This window comes from Acidiphilium rubrum, from assembly GCF_900156265.1.
GTDB classification, from domain to species: Bacteria; Pseudomonadota; Alphaproteobacteria; order Acetobacterales; family Acetobacteraceae; genus Acidiphilium; species Acidiphilium rubrum.
Genome location: NZ_FTNE01000002.1, coordinates 143,583 through 164,682, shown reverse-complemented (window position 1 = coordinate 164,682; position 21,100 = coordinate 143,583). Strand labels below are relative to the sequence as shown.

17 protein-coding genes are annotated in these 21,100 nt (G+C 66.4%); 8 read left to right on the top strand and 9 right to left on the bottom strand.

All coding sequences use genetic code 11. From position 1 onward, the window contains the following. The first annotated feature begins 389 nt into the window (after nucleotides 1-389). The gene (gyrB, locus tag BW994_RS02295) at nucleotides 390-2,822 is read left to right on the top strand and encodes a DNA topoisomerase (ATP-hydrolyzing) subunit B (protein ID WP_029314304.1); all 2,433 of its coding nucleotides are present in this window, start codon (nucleotides 390-392) and stop codon (nucleotides 2,820-2,822) included. 245 nt (nucleotides 2,823-3,067) lie between these two features. Here the strand turns inward: gyrB and BW994_RS02290 are convergent, their stop codons facing one another. The 6 genes from BW994_RS02290 to BW994_RS19855 are packed head-to-tail and all read right to left on the bottom strand — an operon-like array spanning nucleotide 3,068 to nucleotide 9,790. Next, nucleotides 3,068-3,616, bottom strand: coding sequence for a TIGR04282 family arsenosugar biosynthesis glycosyltransferase (locus BW994_RS02290; RefSeq protein ID WP_076454330.1), 549 nt, complete (start codon nucleotides 3,614-3,616; stop codon nucleotides 3,068-3,070). Next, nucleotides 3,613-4,317, bottom strand: a complete 705-nt coding sequence (locus BW994_RS02285; protein WP_245594178.1) for a glycosyltransferase — start codon at nucleotides 4,315-4,317, stop codon at nucleotides 3,613-3,615. Before BW994_RS02285 ends, BW994_RS02290 begins: the two co-directional genes overlap by 4 nt. Continuing rightward, the gene (locus BW994_RS02280) at nucleotides 4,290-6,398 is read right to left on the bottom strand and encodes an FAD-dependent oxidoreductase (protein ID WP_051657513.1); all 2,109 of its coding nucleotides are present in this window, start codon (nucleotides 6,396-6,398) and stop codon (nucleotides 4,290-4,292) included. The genes BW994_RS02285 and BW994_RS02280 overlap by 28 nt, the downstream gene beginning before the upstream one ends. Further along, nucleotides 6,395-8,137 (bottom strand): radical SAM protein, encoded by a 1,743-nt coding sequence (locus tag BW994_RS02275; protein WP_245594179.1) that lies wholly within the window; start codon nucleotides 8,135-8,137, stop codon nucleotides 6,395-6,397. The genes BW994_RS02280 and BW994_RS02275 overlap by 4 nt, the downstream gene beginning before the upstream one ends. 13 nt (nucleotides 8,138-8,150) lie before the next feature. Next, the gene (locus BW994_RS02270) at nucleotides 8,151-9,545 is read right to left on the bottom strand and encodes an MFS transporter (RefSeq protein WP_029312983.1); all 1,395 of its coding nucleotides are present in this window, start codon (nucleotides 9,543-9,545) and stop codon (nucleotides 8,151-8,153) included. Continuing rightward, nucleotides 9,542-9,790: a hypothetical protein gene (locus BW994_RS19855; protein ID WP_217696425.1), complete on the bottom strand. Its 249-nt coding sequence runs from the start codon at nucleotides 9,788-9,790 to the stop codon at nucleotides 9,542-9,544. Before BW994_RS19855 ends, BW994_RS02270 begins: the two co-directional genes overlap by 4 nt. 1 nt (nucleotide 9,791) lies before the next feature. On the opposite strand from BW994_RS19855, the gene BW994_RS02265 reads away from it, so the two are divergent. Beyond that, nucleotides 9,792-10,943, top strand: coding sequence for an FAD-dependent oxidoreductase (locus BW994_RS02265; protein ID WP_217696424.1), 1,152 nt, complete (start codon nucleotides 9,792-9,794; stop codon nucleotides 10,941-10,943). Here the strand turns inward: BW994_RS02265 and BW994_RS02260 are convergent. Then, nucleotides 10,934-11,941 (bottom strand): FliM/FliN family flagellar motor switch protein, encoded by a 1,008-nt coding sequence (locus tag BW994_RS02260; RefSeq protein ID WP_029312985.1) that lies wholly within the window; start codon nucleotides 11,939-11,941, stop codon nucleotides 10,934-10,936. The genes BW994_RS02265 and BW994_RS02260 overlap by 10 nt on opposite strands. 100 nt (nucleotides 11,942-12,041) lie before the next feature. Beyond that, a complete protein-coding gene (locus BW994_RS02255) occupies nucleotides 12,042-12,287 on the bottom strand; it encodes a YMGG-like glycine zipper-containing protein (RefSeq protein WP_029312986.1) in 246 nt (81 codons plus the stop codon). A 144-nt stretch (nucleotides 12,288-12,431) separates the two neighbouring features. On the opposite strand from BW994_RS02255, the gene BW994_RS02250 reads away from it, so the two are divergent. The 6 genes from BW994_RS02250 (at nucleotide 12,432) to cydC (ending at nucleotide 19,354) form a co-directional block, all read left to right on the top strand. Continuing rightward, nucleotides 12,432-13,043 carry a GbsR/MarR family transcriptional regulator gene (locus tag BW994_RS02250; protein ID WP_035229840.1) on the top strand — a complete coding sequence of 204 codons (612 nt, stop codon included), beginning with the start codon at nucleotides 12,432-12,434 and terminating at the stop codon, nucleotides 13,041-13,043. A gap of 96 nt (nucleotides 13,044-13,139) precedes the next feature. Continuing rightward, the gene (locus BW994_RS02245; RefSeq protein WP_029312988.1) at nucleotides 13,140-14,582 is read left to right on the top strand and encodes a cytochrome ubiquinol oxidase subunit I; all 1,443 of its coding nucleotides are present in this window, start codon (nucleotides 13,140-13,142) and stop codon (nucleotides 14,580-14,582) included. Nucleotides 14,583-14,626: 44 nt separating this feature from the next. Next, the gene (locus BW994_RS02240) at nucleotides 14,627-15,682 is read left to right on the top strand and encodes a cytochrome d ubiquinol oxidase subunit II (protein ID WP_245801492.1); all 1,056 of its coding nucleotides are present in this window, start codon (nucleotides 14,627-14,629) and stop codon (nucleotides 15,680-15,682) included. Between the two features lie 10 nt (nucleotides 15,683-15,692). After that, on the top strand, nucleotides 15,693-15,926 hold the full coding sequence (locus BW994_RS02235) for a hypothetical protein (protein WP_029312990.1): 234 nt from the start codon (nucleotides 15,693-15,695) through the stop codon (nucleotides 15,924-15,926). Nucleotides 15,927-15,929: 3 nt separating this feature from the next. Then, a complete protein-coding gene (cydD, locus tag BW994_RS02230) occupies nucleotides 15,930-17,687 on the top strand; it encodes a thiol reductant ABC exporter subunit CydD (RefSeq protein WP_051657515.1) in 1,758 nt (585 codons plus the stop codon). Continuing rightward, the gene (cydC, locus tag BW994_RS02225; protein ID WP_029312992.1) at nucleotides 17,684-19,354 is read left to right on the top strand and encodes a thiol reductant ABC exporter subunit CydC; all 1,671 of its coding nucleotides are present in this window, start codon (nucleotides 17,684-17,686) and stop codon (nucleotides 19,352-19,354) included. The genes cydD and cydC overlap by 4 nt, the downstream gene beginning before the upstream one ends. 140 nt (nucleotides 19,355-19,494) lie before the next feature. Here the strand turns inward: cydC and BW994_RS02220 are convergent, their stop codons facing one another. After that, nucleotides 19,495-21,087 carry a DHA2 family efflux MFS transporter permease subunit gene (locus BW994_RS02220; protein ID WP_051657516.1) on the bottom strand — a complete coding sequence of 531 codons (1,593 nt, stop codon included), beginning with the start codon at nucleotides 21,085-21,087 and terminating at the stop codon, nucleotides 19,495-19,497. Nucleotides 21,088-21,100 lie beyond the last annotated feature (13 nt).

The window sequence follows — 21,100 nt, the reverse complement described above, 5'->3', positions numbered from 1 at the left end:
CTCTACAACGCCATGGGCATCGACCTGCCCACCGAACCCCCCTTCGCCCCCGACCCACCGCCCGACTCCCGCCGCCACATCATCTTCGGCACCCCGGAACCCACCGCGTCCGAATCCCCCACACCAACCCCCGCTTTCAAAATTCAACCCGCCTGACCCAAGCGCCTTCGCACGCCCATATCGTTACGATATCGTAATAAATAGAGAGAACGACTGAACCATAGCGAACGCCGAACCCGTCCCCAGGCCAAACAACCAAAAGTTTTCCGCCTCACCACAACAAAAAAACGTCCCGCCCTTCCCCGCGCACCCCCACCCGGCCATTAGGCGAATCGGCGGTTTTCTGCTAGAAACACCGCAAATCCCACCCTTCGGAGTAACCACCCGGCATGACCGATACGGCCGATACGACCCCTATGCCCATTCCGCCCGAGCAACAGCCCGATGCCGCGTACGATGCCGCCTCGATCAGCGTGCTCCGCGGCCTCGATGCCGTGCGCAAGCGCCCCGGCATGTATATCGGCGATACCGATGACGGGTCCGGCCTCCACCACATGGGCACCGAAATCATCGACAACGCGGTCGATGAAGCGCAGGCCGGTTTCGCCGACAAGGTCGATGTCGTGCTCAACGGCGATGGCTCAATGACCGTGACCGACAACGGCCGCGGCATCCCGACCGATATCCACCACGAAGAAGGTATCTCCGCCGCCGAAGTCGTGCTCACCAAACTGCACGCCGGCGGCAAGTTCAACCAGAATTCCTACAAAGTCTCCGGCGGCCTGCACGGCGTCGGCGCCGCCGTGGTCAATGCGCTGTCCGAATGGATGGAAGTCCGCATCTGGCGCGAAGGCCTCGAACATTTCATCCGCTTCGAACACGGCGACGCCGTCGCCCCGCTGAAAATCGTCGGTCCGTCCGATCACCCGACCGGCTCGGAAGTCACCTTCAAACCCTCCTCCGGCACCTTCACCCATGTCGAATTCGACTACGCGATCTTCGAACGCCGCCTGCGCGAACTCGCCTTCCTCAACTCCGGCCTCGCCATTAACCTGCGCGATGAACGCCACACCCCGGTGCAGGAAGCCAATTTCCTCTACAAGGGCGGCCTGATCGAATTCGTCAACTGGCTCGACCGCGCCAAAACCCCGATTTTCGGCCCCCCGATCACCGACTATAAAGTCGATGCGGTCGGCGGCATCCGCGTCGAATTCGCCCTCGCATGGAACGAAACCTACCACGAAACCATGCTCTGCTTCACCAACAACATCGTCCAGCGCGACGGCGGCACCCATCTCGCCGGCTTCCGCTCGGCGCTGACCCGCGTCGTCTCCAAAATCGCCGACCAGGTCAGCAAAAAAGACAACCTCTCCCTCAACGGCGAGGATATGCGCGAAGGCCTGACCGCCGTGCTCTCGGTCAAGGTGCCCGACCCGAAATTCTCCTCGCAAACCAAGGACAAGCTGGTCTCCTCCGAAGTGCAGCCCCTGGTCCAGGCCGCCGTGGCCGATGCGGTCGAACACTGGTTCGAAACCCACCCCAAGGAAGGCCGCCTGATCGTCCAGAAAGTCATGGACGCCGCCTCCGCCCGCGAAGCCGCCCGCAAGGCGCGCGAACTCACCCGCCGCAAAGGCGTGCTCGACATCAGCACGCTGCCCGGCAAACTCGCCGATTGCCAGGAACGCGACCCCGCCAAATCCGAGATTTTCATCGTCGAAGGCGACTCGGCCGGCGGCTCCGCCAAACAAGGGCGCGACCGCAAAACCCAAGCCATCCTGCCGCTCAAAGGCAAAATCCTCAACGTCGAACGCGCCCGCTTCGACCGCATGCTCGGCTCCGCCGAAATCGGCACCCTGATCACCGCACTCGGCACCGGCATCGGCCCGACCGAACCCGAACAAGGCGGTTTCGACGTCTCCAAACTCCGCTACCACCGCATCGTCATCATGACGGACGCCGATGTCGACGGCTCGCACATCCGCACCCTGCTGCTCACCTTCTTCTTCCGCCAGATGCGCGAACTGATCGAACGCGGCCACCTCTACATCGCCCAGCCGCCGCTCTACCGCGCCAAACGCGGCAACGAGGAACGCTACCTCAAAGACGACGACGCCATGGAAGCCTACCTCTTCGAGCGCGCCCTCAACGAAGCCCGCATCGATGGCATCGACCTCGCAGCCGAACTCCCCTTCCTGCGCGAAGCCTCCCGCCGCATCACCGATCTCGCGCGCGACATGCCGGTCGCCTACATCGAACAAGCCGCCATCGTCGGCGTGCTCGGCGCCGAACCCGGCCAGATGACCGATCGCGCCCCCATCCTCGCCCAACGGCTCGATGCCATCTCTTTGCCCAACGAACGCGGCTGGGTCGTCGCGGTCGATGCCGGCGGCATCATCATCGGCCGCACCGTCCGCGGCGTCGCCGAACGCTTCACCCTCGACCTCGCCACCCTGCGCTCCACCGAAGCCCGCTGGCTCGCCGACCGCGCCGAACGCCTCGCCACCATGTTCACCACCCCGCCCGCCCTGCGCCAGGGCGAGACCGAAAAACCCGTCCAAGGCCCCTCCAGCCTGGTCGAAGCCCTGTTCGCCATCGGCCGCAAAGGCCTGTCGATCCAACGCTTCAAAGGCCTCGGCGAAATGAACCCCGACCAACTCTGGCACACCACCCTCGACCCCGACCTGCGCCGCCTGCTCCAGGTCCGCATCGGCGACGCCGAGGAAAGCGACCAGATCTTCTCAACCCTGATGGGCGACGTCGTCGAACCCCGCCGCGACTTCATCGTCGGCAACGCCCTCAAAGTCGCCAACCTCGACGTGTGAAGTTTGGGCTGGGGCGCGTAACGAAGGAAGGCCAGGGGCTCTGCCCCTGGACCCCGTTAAAGGCGGAGCCTTTAAAATCCATTAGTTTTAGGCAAGGGGAGGGCGCTGCCTCGGTCGTTCCGTCGATCTGACCTGTGTCGCCCTCCCCTTGCCTAAAACTAGCGGGTTCTAAGGGCTAAGCCCTTAGTGGGGGTCGAGGGGGCAAAGCCCCCCGCCTTGCTTCCTCACGCGCCCCAGCCCCAACCTCACATATCGAGGTCGGCGTGTTCGCGGAGGGTGCAGGTGCGGCGGGTGGTGAAGGTGCGTTTGGTATCGGCGAGGGTGTGGGGGGTGGACCAGCGGACGTTGGGGAAGATCGGGTCGGGTCGTTTCCCGGCGACGCCGATGAGCCAGTAGCCGCCGTCGGTGGCGGGGCCGAATACGGCGTCGGCGCCTCGCAGGCGGCGGCAGGCGGTGCGCAGGTCATCGGGTGTGATGGTGGGGATATCGCTGCCGATGATCAGCACCGGCCGGCGTTGGTAGTGCCGGAACAGGGCCTGCATGCGCGCACCGAGATCGCCGCGGCTTTGGCCGATGATCGTGAAGCCTGGGGCCCGCAGACGGGCGTGGTGTGCGGGGGCGACGGCGATGACGCGCTCGATCGTTCGCATGCCGCGCAGCAGCCGCATGGTGCGGTTCAGCATGGCGCGGGCGAGGCGCAGCGCCGCGCGATCGCCGCGGGTGGCGGCGAGCCGCCGTTTACCGACGCCGAGGCGCGGGATGCGGGTGAACAGCACGATTACGGGTCGCCTCATCGCCGGTATTCTGCCGCCAGAAGCACGGCATCGGCGCCGGCGAGAAACCGTGCCAGCCGTGCGAGGTTGCGCAGGCTGCGCCGCAGCCAGCCGTCGCGCGCATAGGCGGCGGCGTCGGTCATGACGATCATGTCGCAGGGTGCGAGCCCCGCGCGGCCGAGCCGGCGCGCGAGAGCGACGTCTTCCATCAGCGGCAGGGTCGGCATCCCGCCGATCGCGGCCAGCGTGTCGCGGTGGATCAGCAGCGCCTGATCGCCATAGGGCAGCCGGAGCAGCGCGCAGCGCAGCGCCGCACCGTATTCGATCAGCCGGGCGCGCGGATCGGCACTCGCCAGGCGCAGCCGCCCGTACCACGCCTGACCGGACCGATTGCTGGCGATGCAGCGGGACATCGCGTCATCCCAGCCGGGTTGCGGCAGCGAATCCGCGTGCAGCAGCAACAGCCACGCCGAGGGTGCGGCGGCGATGCCGCGTGAAACCTGCGCGCCCCGCCCGGCACCGCCGGCCACCACGATCGCGCCGTGCGATGCGGCGATCGCTACCGTGCCATCGGTGCTGCCGCCGTCGCTGATCACCACCGCGCCGACCAGGGCGGATCGCGCGAGCAGGGCCAGCAGCGCGGGCAGGGCAGGGGCTTCGTTCAGCGTGGGGATCACCACGGTCAGCGCGCCGTTCATCCGCGCCGCCGGGCGTGAAACCATGCCAGCACCGCGAGGCCGCGCGCCGAGGCATGGCGCTGCCGCCACTGCCCCGCCACCGCGCGGATCGCTTCGGACCGGGTTGGGTAGGGGTAGATCACGCCGAGCAGTTTTTTCAGGCCGAGCTTGTGCTGCATCGCGATGGTAAAGCCGGTCAGCATTTCGCCGGCCTGGGTGCCCACGATGGTCGCGCCCAGAATCCGGTCCGACCCCGGTTTGGTCAGCACGGTCACGAAGCCTTCGGTATCGCCTTCGGCGATCGCGCGATCGAGCTCGCTGAAGGCGTAGCGCGTCGTCTCGAACGCAATGCCGGCCTCGCGCGCCGCGCGCTGGTTCAGCCCGACCCGCGCGATTTCCGGGCTGGTATAGGTTACCGCCGGCACCGCCCGATAATCCGGCCGGAACCGCCAGAACGGCGCGAACAACCCGTTCAGCGCGGCGAACCCGGCCTGGAATCCGGCGACATGGGTGAATTGATACGGCCCGGCGACATCGCCGCAGGCGAACACATTGGGCAGAATCGTTTGCAGCCACGCGTCGGTCTCGATGGTTTTGGCCGGCGTCAGCGCGATGCCCAGCGCCTCCAGCCCGAACCCGGCGGTGCGCGGCACGCGGCCGAGGGCGACCAGGATGCGGTCGAACCGCAGCATCACCGGTGCATCGCCGTGTAGCGCTTCGAGCGAAAACCCCGCATCATCGCGATGCACCGCGACGGCGCGATGTCCGGTGAGCACCGCGACACCATCGCGCCGCAGGGCAGCCGCCATCGCCGCCGAGACATCATCATCCTCGCGCCCCAGCAGCCGGTCGGCCAGCTCCACCAGGGTCACCGTGCTGCCGAGCCGTGCGAAGGCCTGCGCCATTTCGCAGCCGATCGGCCCGCCGCCGAGCACGACCAGCCGCGCCGGCAGCGCCTCGATATCCCACAGCGTTTCCGAGGTCGCGAACGGGCAATCGGCCAGCCCCGGCAAATTCGGCACCAGCGGCGCGGCACCGGTCGCGATCACGATCGCGCGGGTCGTCAGCGTTTCACCATCGACCGAGACCGACCAGGGGGTTTCGATGGTCGCGTGGCCGCGCCGCACATCGACCCCCAGGGACTGATAGCGCGCCACCGAATCATGCGGCGCGATCGCCGCGATCGCCGCGCGCACCGCCGCACGCGCCTGGCTATAATCCATGCCGCCACGGGCCGCGTGAAGCAGCGCTTTCGAGGGAACGCAGCCGGTATTCAGGCAATCCCCGCCCATCGCGGCCTGTTCGATCAGCGTGACGCTGGCCTTCAGCGCGCTCGCGACATAGGCGGTCACCAGCCCGGCCGAACCCGCGCCGATGACCACCAGATTCCGATCGAACCGGCGTGGCCGCCGCCAGCCGGCATAGCGCTGGCGTGCAGCGAGCGCGTTGCGCAGCAGCGGGGCGGCAACCGGCAGGGCGGCCAGCAGCAGCAGCCCCATGATCAGCCGCGGCGTCAGGATCGCCTGATGCGGCCCGAGGGTTGCGAGACTGGCACCCGCGTTGACGAAAATCAGCGTCGCCGGCAGCATGCCGATCTGGCTCGCCCAATAGAACCGCCGCAGGGGCAGGCTGGTCAGCCCGGCCAGCAGATTGATCGCGACGAACGGCACCGCCGGCACCAGCCGCAGCGAGATCAAGTATAGCGCACCGTCGCGCGCGATTCCCCGTTCGATCCGCGCGAACAGGCCAGGAAACCGCGCCAGCGCCGCATCGCGCAGCAGGAACCGCGCGCTCAGAAACGCGAGCGATGCGCCGATCGAGGCGGCGAACGAGACCAGGATGCTGCCCGCCACCACGCCGAACAGCGCCCCGGCCGCCAGCGTCAGCACCACCGCACCGGGCAGCGAAATCGCCGTCGCCACGACATAGACCGCAAAATACAACGCGAACGCCGCAACGCGGTGCTGCGCCACCGCCGCCCCAAGCGCCGCCGCGTGAGCTTCCAGCCCCGCCAGCGTCAGCCGATGCCGCCCGAGCGCGATGACCGCCGCCACCACCAGCACGATCACCAGGCCGAATGCCGCCGGCCGCCACCAGGCACCGCGCGCCACCGCCGTGCCGCTCATCGCGCGCCCATGCAGGAGGAGGCGCCGAACACGCAGAATTGCGCGCAATACGGGTGATCGAGCGTGACCGGCCGCGCCGAAGCCGCCAGCGTCGATCCCAGATCGAACCGCGCCTCATAGGGCAGCAGCGTGCACGCCACGATCGAGGCGCGAGACTCTCCCTTGCGCTGCACCACCATCCGCGCGGTCCGGCACATCGCATCCGCCCCGCGCGACCGCAGCGCCTGCCACGCCGCCGCGGCGACGCCGGGAACCGGCGTTTCGGTCGCGAGTTCGGCGAACAGCACCAGCGCCGCGGGATCGGCCGCATCGATGGCGAAGCCCTCTTCCGCGAACAGCCCGGCAAACCCCGCCCGGATCTCGGCCTCGCTCGCCAGCGCCGGATCGAACCGCGCCGCGACCGAGGGGGCGAAACCCGCCGCATCCAGCGCGCGCAGCCCGGCCAGCGCCGGCTGCCAGCTGTCGGCGCCGCGCAACGCCTCATGCCCGGACGGGGTGAAATGATCGAGCGAAACCCGCACCCCGAGCTTTGCCCCATGCGCCGCGTGCAGCGCCCGCAGGGCGTCGAAATGCCGCTGCATCGGCCGCATCGCGTTGGTCAGCACCAGCACGCGATATCCCCGGTCGAGCGCATCACCCAGCATCGGCATGATCGCCGGGTTCATGAACGGCTCACCGCCGGTGAAGCCGATTTCGCGCAGGTCAGGCTGGACGTCACGCGCCTCGTCCAGCAGGGATTTCAGGATTTCGGGCGCGATATAGGCGAGCCGGTCGTTGCGCGGGCTGCTCTCGATATAGCAGCCGGCGCACGCCAGATTGCACAGCGTGCCGGTGTTGACCCACAGGGTTTCCAGCCGCTCCAGCGCGACCAGCGCATCGGCCGGCGGTGCGGCGGCTGCCGGCGGATCGCCCGGCACCGCGATCACTGCGGGCGCCAGCGGCATCGCGGTCGCCGCGCGTTCCGGCAGCGGCAGGATATCGAAATTGGGCCAAACCCCGGTCTCGATCGCGCCGGCGTAGTCCTCGGCCAGCCCCGCCGCGCGCATCGCGAACGCCGCCGCACGGTGATCGAACGCGAGCGGCATCGGCGTGATGCTGAACCCATCGCCGTGCGGCGTCAGCACCGAAAACCAGCCGCGCGGCGTGCCATCGTTCGCCGGCAGCCCCACCGCGCCGGCGTTATGCCAGAGTTTGCCGCCCACCATGCGGGTGAAACCGAGGCCGCAATGCCCGGCGATCACGCCATCCGCACCGGTCAGGGCGATTTCATCGGCAAGCATCGGCTCAGGGTCCGAGCCGAATACGAAGCGGTTGATCCGGCTCGGCGCGCCATGCACGATCGCGAGACGCCGGCCGCCGATCGCAAGGTCGATCCGGCGCGGCAGCCCCGCCATCCAGCGTTTCGCGGCCGCATCGACGCGCGCATTGGCGTAGCCGAACCAGCCGGCCGAAAGCCGGTCGCACGCCGAACCGGCCGCGAAGCCGCAGCCGCAATCGGGCGCGTTCTGGGCGAGTTGCTCCTCGCAATTGCCCATCACGGTCGCGACCCGATGGCTCCTGATCAAATCGACGCAGGCCTGCGGATCGGCGCCATAGGCCACGATATCGCCGGTGCAGATCATCTGGTCGGGCGCGATGCCGAGCCGCCGCGCCTCATCGAACAGCGCCTCGGTCGCCTGGATATTGCTGTACGGCCCGCCGAAAATCAGCACCGGCCCGGTCGCTGTGATCAACGGCACCACTGGCTCGCCATCAAACATAGCGCGCGGGCTCCACGGCGAGTTGTTCGAGCGCCAGCCCCCGCGCCTCGATGCCGCCGCGCCGCCGCCACACCAGAACAGCCACCGCGCCCAGTGCCCAGAATCCCGCCAGCATCACCAGCGCCGCCGGCATGCTGCGCGCGCCGACATACCCCACCAGAAACGGCGACAGCGCCGCCCCGATCCGCCCGACCGCGACCGAAGCGCCGATGCCGGTCGCGCGCAGGCTGGTCGGGAACAATTCGGCAAACATCGGGTAGGCGGCGATCCAGCTGCCGGTCGCCAGCAGATTGACCAGCGCGAACCCCAGCATGATCGCCCCGGCACCCATGCCGGTGATCGCGGCGAAGCCGATCAGCGCCAACGCGGTGGCGAGATAGAACCCCGCCACCGTGACCCCGCGGCCGATCCGGTCGAGCAGCGATGCGGCGGCGAACCCGCCGATCAGCGCGCCGACACTGCCCGCCAGATAGAACAGCGGCAGGCGCGCCGGCGGCAGATGCAGCGCGGGCAGCACCACGATCGGCAGAAACGCGAACAGGCCGTAGTAGCCGGAGGCTTCGGCGAAATCGAGCACGGCGCCGAGCGCGAGCCGGCCGGGATAGTGCCGCAGCAGCACGCGCAAGCCGTTCACCTCGCGCCGGACCCGCTGCACCACCGGCGCGGGCGCAAGCGTGGTCGCATCGGTCAGCCCCGCCGCGATCCGGCCGATGATCACGCGCGCATCCTCGCGCCGCCCCGCCTCGATCAGCCAGCGCGGGCTTTCGGGCAGATGCCGGCGAAACCACGCTGCTGAGAGTGCAATGGCGCCGCCGAGCGCGAACACCACCCGCCAGCCGAGGTCGGCCGGCAACGCCGACAGCACCAGCCAGGCCAGCAGGGCGGCCACGAAACTGCCGACCGGCCAGAAATTCAGCACGATCGCCGAGGCCCGGCCGCGCGACCGGCTCGGCACCAGCTCCGCGATCGCCGCATTGATCGCCGCATATTCCGCACCGACGCCGATGCCCGCAATCAGCCGCAGCACCATCAACGCCGCCAGATCGGGCGCAAACGCGGTCGCTAGCGTCGCCACGCCGTACAGCACCAGGCTGGCCAGAAACACCCGCCGCCGGCCGTACCGATCGGACAGGATGCCGAACCCCGAAGCGCCGAGCATCAGCCCGGCGAACCAGGCCGCCAGAATGAACGACATGGCGTTGCTGCCGAGGTGGAAATGCTGGCGCAGCGCGCCCAGCACATTGCCAATCAACGTTACCTCGAACGCATCGAGCGCCCAGCCAAGGCCGAACAGCAGGACGACGATGGTGTGAAACCGATTCCAGCGCAGGTTGGCCAGAGTCTCGAGCAAATGGGCATCGGTCGCGGCGGTGTCTGGATCGGTCATTGGGGTCCCTGGGTGATCGATATAGGGGAATACGGGCCAAGCGGGTCAATGGTTACAACTGAGAGATCAGGGAAAGGGAAGGTCTTCTTTTTTGTGAACAAAAAAGAAGCAAAAAAAACTTCATTAATCTGGGCCCGTGGTGGTCCAAACGCCGGTGCCCCAGTGTCGGAAAGTTTTTTGTTTCTTTTTTTCAAAAAAGCAGCGCTTCCCTTGCCTTCTCCCGAAACCCCGCCGAAACAACCCATCATGCCCTCCGCCGCCCGCACCCTCGTCCTGATCGGCGGCGGCCACGCTCATGTGGCGGTGATCCGCGGCTTTGCCACCAATCCGTTACCTTGCGTCGAACTCACCGTCATCGGCCGCGATGCCGAAACGCCCTATTCGGGGATGCTGCCGGGCCTGATCGCCGGGCATTACACCCATGCCGAGGCGCATATCGATGTCGCGGCGCTCTGCCGTTTCGCCGGTGCGCGCTTTATTCATGACGAAGCGACCGGCCTCGATCTCGCTTGCCAGCGCGTGCTGTGCCGCGCGGGGCCGCCGGTGCCTTACGATTGCCTGTCGATCGACATCGGCGCCAGCCCGTCGCCGCGCGCATCAGGCATCGGGGTCAAGCCGATCGCGCCGTTTCTCGCACATTGGGAGGCGTTGTGCGCGCGCACGCTGGCAACGCCGGAGCGATTGCACATCGGCGTCGTCGGCGCCGGTGCCGGTGGTGTCGAACTGGTGCTCGCCTTGCAAGTCCGGCTCGAAGGATTGCTGCGCGCCGCCGGCCGGCCGGACGATGCGCCGCGTTTCAGCCTGTTCGGCCAGGCCGCCACCATTCTGCCCGGGTTCGCAGAGCCAGCCCGCCGCCGGCTGGAACGCATCCTGCACCGGCGCGGCATCGGCGTGTTCACCGGCCAGGTGATCGGCACGACGGCGGACGGCGCGCGGTTCGACCTCGATGACGTGATCTGGGCAACCGGCGGTGTGCCCGCGCCCTGGCTTGCGCGATCGGGTCTGGCGCAAACGGGTCTTGCACTCGATCCAAAGGGCTTCATCGCGGTGCACGACACGCTGCAATCAACCTCGCACCCAACGGTGTTCGCGGCGGGCGATATCGCGAGCGTGATCGGCCGGAAGTTGCCGAAATCCGGTGTCTACGCGGTCAGACAGGGCAAGCCGCTCGCGGCCAATCTGCGTCGCGCGCTGTCCGGCCAGGCGCTGGTGCCGTTTCGGCCGCAGCGCCACGCCCTTGCGCTGATCGGCACCGGCGATTGCCGCGCGATCGCCGTGAAAGGCGGTTGGAGCGCCGAAGGACGCTGGGTCTGGCTCTGGAAAGACTGGGTCGATCGGCGATTCATGGGCCGCTATACCAATCTGGCGGACCATGCCCGCGCCGATCATCAGCGCTGATCCACCGGCGTCACCTTGCGGTCGATCGCGGCGGCGATCCGGCCGTTGCGCACGCCAAGCTGCGCGTCGAACAGGCTGATATCGCCGCAGCGCAATGCAATCGGTGCGCCTTTCGGCGTGCCGAGCGGCATGATGTCGCCCTCTTTCAGCGCCATCAACGCGCTCAGCTTCATGGTCTGCTGGTCGAGCACGGCTTCCAGTTCGATGTCGGTATGCCAAAGCTCCTCGGCCAGATGCGCCTCCCAGATCGAATCCCGGCCGAATTTTTCGCCCATGAACTGCTGCAACAGCAACTCGCGCACCGGTTCGATCGTGGCATAGGGCAGGATGATGCCGACCGAACCCTGCCGGCTCGCCGTCGTCATCCCGATCCGCGCGGTCAGTGCGGCGCCCGAATTGCGGCCCACCGCGGCAAAGCGCGGATCGGTCTCGGTGCGCTCCAGCTCGAAAGTCACCGCACAGATCGGCGCGAAACTCACCGTCAGATCCTGCAGCACGATGCGGATGAGCCGTTCGGTCAAATTGCGCTCGATCGAGGTGAGCGGGCGGGGCGCGTGCGGCTGGCCCGCCGGCACGCTGCGGCCACCGAGCAGGATTTCGGTCAGATTATAGATCGTGTCGTAATCGATCACCAAAATACCGAGATTGTCCCACTCCAGCGCGCGAAACACCGCCAGCAGCGAGGCTTGCCCGCTGCCCGGCGCGCTGACCCCGGCGATGCTCTCGGTCAGGCGCTGCGAGGCGAGGGCGGCGAGCCTGACATCGACATTGTCCTGAAACAGGTTGCGCAGGCTGCCGCCGAGGATGCGGGCGAGCCGCTCGAACACGATTTCCGCCATCGGCAGGCGTTCGTAGCGCACCGCATTGCCATGGATCAGCCGGTTCAGCGGCGGGGCGGCCGGTTCGGGCGCGCCGGAATCGGACTGCGTGCCGAGGATCATGTCGATTTCGGCCTGCGCGAGCAATGATTCAGCCGACCCGTCCTCGGAACTCATCATCGATATCAAACCTTATCTGCACGAAACGATTGGCCCGGTCAGATCCGAGCCAGCCCAGTATCGACCAGAAAGGTTAACATTTCATTGAGCCGCGACGATTTCAGAGCCCATGACCGAGATTGATCGTGCGCGCGCTGGTTACAGCACCGCCGATCGCACCGATCGCACCGCCGATCAGAGCACCGCCGGCCGGTCCGGTGCCGGTCGCCGCACCAATGATCGCGCCCGTACCGGCGCCGATCGCACCCCCGGAAAGCGCACGGCTGCCCGGCGTATAGCCGCAGCCCGACAGGCCGAGTGTGGCGCCTGCGAGGACGACGATAAGACCAAAAGCGCGTAATTTCATGGTCGGAATCCCAATGGTTGATGATGATCGAACGTCGTGTCGCGGATACCCGCCGATCATGTCCATTAAGTGGCACCGCCGAAGCCGGTTGACAGCCGGGCTTTCCGCATTATCCATGTTCCAGTAATTTCTGGAACTTCGAAAATGCAGCTCTCCCCGCTGACCGAAGCCTTCACCCTGCATTTCGGCGAAATGGGCAGCCGCTGGGGCATCAACCGCACCGTCGGGCAGATCTACGCGTTGCTCTATGTCTCCGAGCGCGCGCTGCCGGCCGACGAAATCGCCGAGATTCTCGGCTTCTCGCGCTCCAACGTCTCGCTCGGCCTGAAAGAGCTGCAATCCTGGCGCCTGGTGCGGCTGCAACATCTGCCCGGCGACCGGCGCGAACATTTTTCGACCCTGGGGGATATCTGGCAGATCGTCCGCGTCCTCGCCGAGGAACGGCGGCGCCGCGAAATCGACCCCACCTTGTCGGTCCTGCGCGAACTCATCATGGAAACCCCGGGCGGCGAGGCCGATCGCTACGCCCAGACCCGCCTGCGCGAAATGCATGATCTGATCGAACTGATCATGCGCTGGTCGGAAGACGTCCAGAAACTCGATACCGCCGATCTGACCCAGCTGCTCAAGCTCGGCGGCCGCGTCGTTGCCCTGCTCGAGCTGAAAAACCGCCTGCCGCTGATCGGTCGGGGCCGCCGCGAGCCCGCCATGAGTCACGATTCTGATGGCAGCCACGATCAGGAACTGGAAACATGAGCGACCCGACACACCTGATCAACCGATCATCCCGCAGCCGCACCGGCGCGGGCCGCGCCGTCATCCGCCTCCCGAACGAACCCGAAAGAGCCAGAAATGTCGGATAATTCACTCTCGGTCTTCCTCTCGCGCCTCGATTTCGCGTGGATCACCAGTTTTCACATCCTCTATCCGCCGCTCACCATCGGCCTCGCGGTCATTCTGTTCTTTTTCGAATGGCGCTGGGTCGCGACCAATGACGAGCGCTGGTATCGTCTGGCGCGCTTCTTCGAGAAGCTGTTCATCGTCAATTTCGGCGCCGGTGTCGCCACCGGCATCACCATGGAAATGGCGTTCGGCATTCTCTACGGCCCGTTCTCGCAGGCGGCCGGCCCGTTCTTCGGCCAGGTGCTCGGCTATGAGACCATCACCGCCTTCATGTACGAGGCCGGTTTCATCGGGCTGATGATCTTCGGCTGGGGCAAGATCAGCAAAAAGATGCATTTGTTCGCGACCTTCAACGTCGCTCTCTCGTCCTCGTTTTCGGCGATGTGGATCCTGGTCGCGAATTCCTGGATGCAGACCCCCGCCGGCATCGTGTTCAAACACGGCGTGTTCCAGGTGACCGACTGGGTCGCCGCCCTGTTCAATCCGGATGTCATGTACGGCTTCCCGCATATGCTGGTGGCAACCTTCGAACTCGCGCTGTTCTTTGTCGCCGGCGTCTGCGCCTGGTTCGTCCTGAAGCGCCGCAATGTCACGCTGTTTGCCCGGCCGCTGCGCTTTGCGTTGCTCGCCCTGGTCGTGGTTGCCCCGCTGCAGGTCTATCTGGGCGACGGCCTGGGTGCCACCATCGCGCACGACCAGCCCGCCGCGCTCGCCGCCATGGAAGGCCATTACAACACCTATAACAAGGACGGCTCGGTCAACACCGGCTGGCACATCCTTGCCTGGCCGAACGCCAAGGGCGACGGCAACGCCTTCGCCATCACCATCCCGCATGTGCTCAGCCTGCTGGAAACCCATAGCTGGAACGGCAAGGTCGAAGGGCTGAACAGCATCAAGCCGCAGGACCGTCCGCCGGTGGTGGTACCGTTCTATTCGTTCCGGATCATGGTCGCGGCGGGCATGGCCATGATGCTGGTCGCCTTCTGGGGCGGCTGGCTGGCGCTGCGCCGGCGCCTGTCGGCCGATACCATCGCCGCCAACCCATGGTTCCTGCGCGCCGTCACGGCCAGCGCCTTCCTGCCCTATCTCGCGGTCTGGACCGGCTGGTGGACCCGCGAAGTCGCCCGCCAGCCCTGGATCGTCTACGGCATGATGCGCACATCGGCCGGCGTCAGCCATATGTCGGTGCCGCTCGAAATCTTCTGGCTGGTCGGCTACATGGCGTTCGAACTGACGGTGTTCGGCGGCACCTGGTATTTCCTCGCCAAAATCATCCGCAAGGGCCCCGATCTGGTCAGCCCGGTCGCGCAGGACGGGCACCAGGCGCTCGGCCATATCGAAGAGCCCGCCCACCACGAGCCCGGCAAGCCCGAATACCTGCGGCCCGCTTGATACAGCGCGCCTGACCCGACCCGCGCGATGAAAGACCCGTTCCGATGCAAACGATGAACGCCCTGACCCAGACCCAGCACCTCCTCACCATCGTGTGGTGGATGTCGCTGGGGCTGAGCATCCTGCTCTACATCATCCTCGACGGCGCCGATCTCGGCGCCGGCGTGTTCTCCCTGTTCGTATCCGACGAGGATGAACGCGGTGCCATCATGTCCGCCATGGCCGGCACCTGGGATGCCAATGAAACCTGGCTGATCGTGGCCGGCGGCGTGCTGTTCGGCACGTTTCCCTTCGTCTACGGCTCGCTGTTCAGCTATCTGATGGTGCCGCTGGCCCTCGCCCTCTGGGGCATCATCACCCGTGCCGTCTCGCTCGAATTCCGCCACCTTGCGGAAAAGCGCTATCAGCGGTTCAGCGACTACGCCTTCGGCATCTCCAGCCTCGCCACCACCTTCTTCGGCGGCATGGCGGTCGGCGCTACGCTGCACGGGTTTCCGCTCACCCATGTGCCCGATCAGGTGCCCACCTATGTCGGCGGCGCGCTGCGCTTCATCAGCCCGTTCAGCGTCTGGACCGGCATCGCCGCGGTCATCGCGGTCTCGCTCGCGGGCGGCCTGTTCGTCCGCGCCCGGTTCGAGCCCGAGGAAGATATCCGCAAGCACGCCGCGCGCTGGACCAACTACGCCTTCTACGCCGCGATCGGCGCGGTCGCGATCACCATCGGCTGGAGCGTGATCATCTTCCCCTGGGTCTCGGGCAAATGGTTCGGCCCGTATTCCTGGGTCTATGGCATCGGCTTCCTCGCGGTGCTGTTCGCCATCGTGAAAATGCGCGCCGCCTCCAACGCCGAGCGCGACATCGCGGCCATCCTCTGGCTCAACGCCGCCATCGCCCTGATGGCGACCGGCATGATGTGGACGATGTACCCCTGGATGGTTCCGGACACCTGGACGATCTATGCCGGCGCGACCCCGCAGGTCTCGATCATCACCTTCACCCTGGCGATGGCCGGATTTTTCCCGGTGATGCTGATGTACAACTGGTACCAGATCTGGGTGTTCCGCGCCCGCGTCTCCAAACTCGCCGCCTACGGGCATTGATCGCGTCCCGATGGCCCAGGCAGCCCCCTCGGATCGGCCGCTGCTCCAGGCGCTGCGCAACCAGCGCCTCGCGGCCCTGTGCCTCGCCGGCCCCGCGCTCGGTGTGCTGCTCATCGAGGCGATCTTCGGCCTGCCGCGCGCCCTGCTGTTGATGGCGCTCGGCATGGCCGGCTTCACCGCCATCCTGTTCGGCATTCTGCTCCAGGGCGAATACCGCGCAGTCCGCCGCGCGCCGCGGCGCTGAGCGATGGCCAACGCCCCGCGCTCGCGCGCCGAGGCCAAAAGCCTCGAAGCCTGGCTGCGTGGCTTTACGGCCCGGGTGCGCATCCCGCTCACCGCCACGATCATCACCGGCGCGATCGGCGGCGTGCTCCTGGTCCTGCAGGCCTGGCTGCTCGCCCGCATCATCGATGGCGTGATCATCGAGCACCGGGCTCTGCACCAGGTCTGGCCGCTACTGATCGACCTGCTGGCCACCTTCATCGCCCGCGCGATCATCACTGCGCTCACCGACATCATCGGCTTCGAGGCCGCCGCCCGCGTCAAGCGTGACATCCGCCGCCTCGCCTACGCCCATCTCACCGCCCTCGGCCCGGCCTGGAGCCGCCGTGAGCGCAGCGGCGACCTCGCCACCACCCTGATCGACGGTATCGAGGCGCTCGATCAATACTATGCCAGCTACCTGCCGCAGATGGCGCTCGCCGTCTTCATTCCGCTCGCCATTCTGGTGTTCGTGTTCCCCGCCTACTGGGTCGCCGGGATCATCATGGTGATCACCGCGCCGCTGATCCCGCTGTTCATGATCATCGTCGGCAAGGGCGCCGAGCGGCTCAACCAGCGCCAATGGCGCAAGCTCGCCCGCATGAGCGCTTATTTCTTCGACGCGATCGAGGGGCTGACCACGCTCAAACTGTTCGGCGCCAGCCGTGCCGAAGCACAGATGATCGCCGACGTGTCGGACGATTACCGCATCACCACCATGGCGGTGCTGCGCGTCGCCTTCCTGTCCTCGCTGGTGCTGGAGTTTTTCGCGACCATCAGCATCGCGATGGTCGCGGTCTATATCGGCTTCGCACTCTACTACCGCGACCTCCACTTCCTGCCGGGGTTTTTCGTCCTGCTGCTCGCACCCGAGTTCTACCGCCCGCTGCGCAACATGGGCAGCTCCTACCACGCGCGGATGGAAGCGATCGGCGCCGCCGAACAGATCGTCCGCCTCCTCGCGACCGAACCGCCCGCATCACTACCCGCACCCACACCCGCGCCCGAACCGGCTCTCACCATCCGCTTCGAACAGGTCGATTTCGCCTATCAACCCAGCGAACCCATCCTCACCGGCATCGATTTCACCCTCGCGCCCGGCGAACGCCTCGCGCTGGTCGGGCCGAGCGGTGCCGGCAAGACCACGATCAGCCAGTTGCTGCTCGGCTTCCTCCACCCCAGCGGCGGCGCCATCCGCATCGGCGGCACCGATCTGCGCGACCTGCCGCCCGCCGCCTGGCTCGCCCGCATCGCCTGGCTGCCGCAACGCCCGACGCTGTTCCACGGCAGCGTGATCGACAACATCAGGCTCGGCCTCACCGCCGATGCCGCCGCCGTGCGCGCCGCCGCCGCCCAGGCCGGCGCCGATCATTTCATCACCAACCTGCCGCAGGGCTACGACACCATCGTGGGTGAGCGCGGCCAGGGCCTGTCGGGCGGTGAAATCCAGCGCATCGCGCTCGCCCGCGCCTTTCTGAAAAACGCCGAACTCATCGTGCTCGACGAACCCGATGCCAGCCTCGATCCCGCCACCGCCGCGCTGATCACCGCATCGGTCGAACGCCTCGCGCGCGACCGCACCATGCTGATCATCGCCCACCGCCTCGAATCGGTGCGCCATGCCGACCGGATCCTGGTCATCGACCACGGCCGCATCATCGAATCCGGCGACCACGCCAGCCTGCTCGCCCGCCACGGCCTCTACGCCACCATGAGCGCGCTGCGTCAGGATGTCCCGGCATGACCGATCTGCTGCGCCTGCTCCGCCTGTTCCGGCCCTACGCGCTGTGGCTGCTCGCCGGCATCGGCCTGTCGGTTGTGGTCATCCTCGCCAATGTCGGCCTGGTCGCACTCGCCGGCTGGTTCATCGCCGCCATGGCGCTGTCCGGCCTCAGCGGCCATCTGATCGAGTATTTCACCCCCGCCGCCGGCATCCGCGCCCTTGCCATTTTGCGCACCGGCGGGCGCTATGCCGAACGCCTGGTCACGCATGAGGCCACGCTGCGCCTGCTCGCCGCGTTACGGGTGTGGTTCTACCAGCATCTCGAACCGCTGGCGCCGGCCCGGCTGCAATATTATCGCGGCGGCGACCTGCTCAGCCGCATCCGCGCCGATATCGACAGTCTCGACAATCTCTATCTCCGCGTCCTCGCGCCCACCATCGCCGCCGCCGCCACCATCAACCTGATCGTCGCCTTCATGGCCGCCTTCAGCGTCAAAATCGCGCTGATCGACCTCGCTGGCCTGGTTCTCGCCGGCGTCGCCCTGCCGCTTGCCACCCAGCGCCTTGCCCGCTGGTCCGGCCGCCGGGCGGTCGCCATCCGCGCCGATCTGCGCGCCGGCGTCACCGATACCGCGCGCGGCCTCGGCGAATTGCTGGTCTATCAGGCCGCCCCACGCCAAACCGAAACCATCGCCGCGCTGAGCGATCGCCTGATCACCAGCCAGCGCCGCCAGGCATGGATCGCCGGCCCCGCCGCCGGCCTCGCCGGTCTCGCCGCCAATCTCGCCATGGGGCTCGCCCTCATCATCGCCATCCCGCTGGTCCGCCGCGGCGATCTCACCGGCCCCGATCTCCCGATGATCGCGCTGTTCGTGCTCGGCAGTTTCGAAGCCGTCGCACCCCTGCCCATCGCGTTCCAGGCGCTTGGCGAAACCCTCGCCGCCGCGCGCCGCATCTTTTCCATCATCGACACCGAACCCACCATCGCCGAACCCGCGCACCCGGCCGACCCGCCCACCCGGTTCGACCTGCGGATCACCGACCTGTCGATGCGCTACACGCCGGATGGCCCCTGGGCATTGCAACACATCGATCTCGCCATCCCGCAGGGCGGGCGCATCGGCATCATCGGCGAAACCGGCTCGGGCAAGACCAGCCTGCTCAACGTGATCCTCCGCTTCTGGGCGTTTCAGGAGGGCAGCATCACCCTCGGCGGCGTCTCGCTGCGCGATCTGCGCGGCGAGACCACGCGCGGCGTCTGCGCCGTGCTCGCGCAGCAGACCTATCTGTTCAACACCACCATCCGCGCCAATCTGCACCTCGCCCGCCCCGGCGCGACCGAGGCCGAACTGCACGACGCCCTCCGCCAGGCGCAAATCCTCGACGAAGTCCACAGCTTCTCCGCCGGGCTCGATACCATCGTCGGTGAAACCGGCATGCGCCTGTCCGGCGGTCAGGCCCGCCGCATCGCCATCGCCCGCGCCTTCCTGAAAGACGCGCCGATCCTGATCCTCGATGAACCGACCGAAGGGCTGGACGCCGTGTCGGAACGCGATGTCCTCGCCGCACTCGAAGTGCTGATGCAGGGGCGTACCACGATCATGATCACGCATCGGCCGCAGAGCTTGCGGCTGGTGGATCGGGTGTTTGTTATGGAGCGTGGTCGGCTGAAGCAAAGTAAAGGGTAGGGAAGTACTTCTTTTTTTGCAAAAAAAGAAGCAAAAAAACTCCCTTTAATTTGGGCCCGTGCCTTTGAAAACGCCCGTGCCCCAGGGTCGGAAAGTTTTTTGCTTCTTTTTTACAAAAAAGAAGCCTTCTTCCCCTACCCTTACTCCATCACCGCCATCTCATGCTTCTCCGCCTTCACCCCCGCCTGCGCCGGCGGCTTGCGCATCAGCAGCAGCGTGAAGATCGCGGGAACACTCACCATCAGCATGAATTTGAACGCATCGAGATACGAAATGATGTCCGATTGCTGCACGATCATCGTATTCAGCATCGCCGCCCCCTTGGACGTCATCGGGTTCAGATAATGCGTCACCGCCCCACCCACCTGCAGCGCCCGGTTGAACGGCGTGATCGCGTTCGAGACGGATTGGTGATCCACCTGCGACATCTGCACCTGCACCGCCTCGGTCACCGAAATCCCCACCGCCATACCGACATTGCGCATCAGGCTGAGCAGCGAAGTCCCCTGCGTCCGCAATGCCGGATCGAGCGTATAGAACGCCACCACCTGCAACGGCGTGAACACGAAGCCAAGCCCCGCCCCCTGCACCACGATGCTCTCGATCAGATACGATTGCGGCGACGACGGCAGCCACTGCATCATCATCCAGAACGACACGATCAGCAGCAAGAACCCGACGAACATCAGATAGCGCGGATCGACCTTGTTGGTCAGCCGTCCGGCGATCACCATCGCCCCCATCGTGCCCAACCCGCGCGGCGCCATCACCAGCCCCGCCAGCTCGACCGGATAATTGCCGAGTTTTTCCAGAAACGGCGGCATCAGCGTCGATGACGACAGCAGCACCGAACCCACCGCGAACATCGCGACCAGCGCGGCATTCAGATTCCGATCCTTGAACACCCCGCGCGGAATGAACGGCTGCTTGGCCGTGAACATATGCACGATGAACAGATAAAGCCCGATCGCCGCAAGCACGCCATACGTGACAATCTCGGTCGAGCTGAACCAATCCTTCTCCTCACCCCGATCCAGCAGAATCTGCAACGCCGCCAGAAACAGCGAGAGCACGGCAAAGCCGATCCAGTCGAAATGCCCGGTCGAGCGGTTGGCCGCACCGCGCTTCGGCATGAAAAACCCGAGCGCCAGAACCGCGGCGATGCCGAACGGCAGATTGACGAAAAACACATAGCGCCAGTCATAAAAATACGTCAGATACCCGCCCAGCGTCGGCCCCAGGATCGGCCCGACCATGACGCCGATGCCCCAGATCGCCATCGCCTGCCCACGCTTTTCCGGCGGATAGATATCGAGCATGGTCGATTGACTGAGCGGCACCAGCGCGGCGCCGAACATGCCCTGCAGCAGCCGGTCCACCACCATCTCGCCCAGCGAACTGGCAATGCCGCACATCATCGAGGTGATGGTGAACCCGATGATCGACACCATGAACACGTTCTTGCGCCCAAACCGCCCGGCCAGCCAACCCACCGGCGCGGTCATGATCGCCGCCGCCACCACATACGAGGTCAGCACCCAGGTGATCTCGTCATACGAGGCCGAGAGCGAGCCTTGCATATACGGCAGCGACACGTTGGCGATGGTGGAATCCAGCGCCTGCATCAGCGTGCCGATCATGCACCCGACCGTCACGATCACCCGTGGCATGCCGGAAACCTGCATCACCTCGTTCTTGCCCGGCCCGCCTTTGGCCTGATCATCCGCGGCCATGAAAATTCAGCCG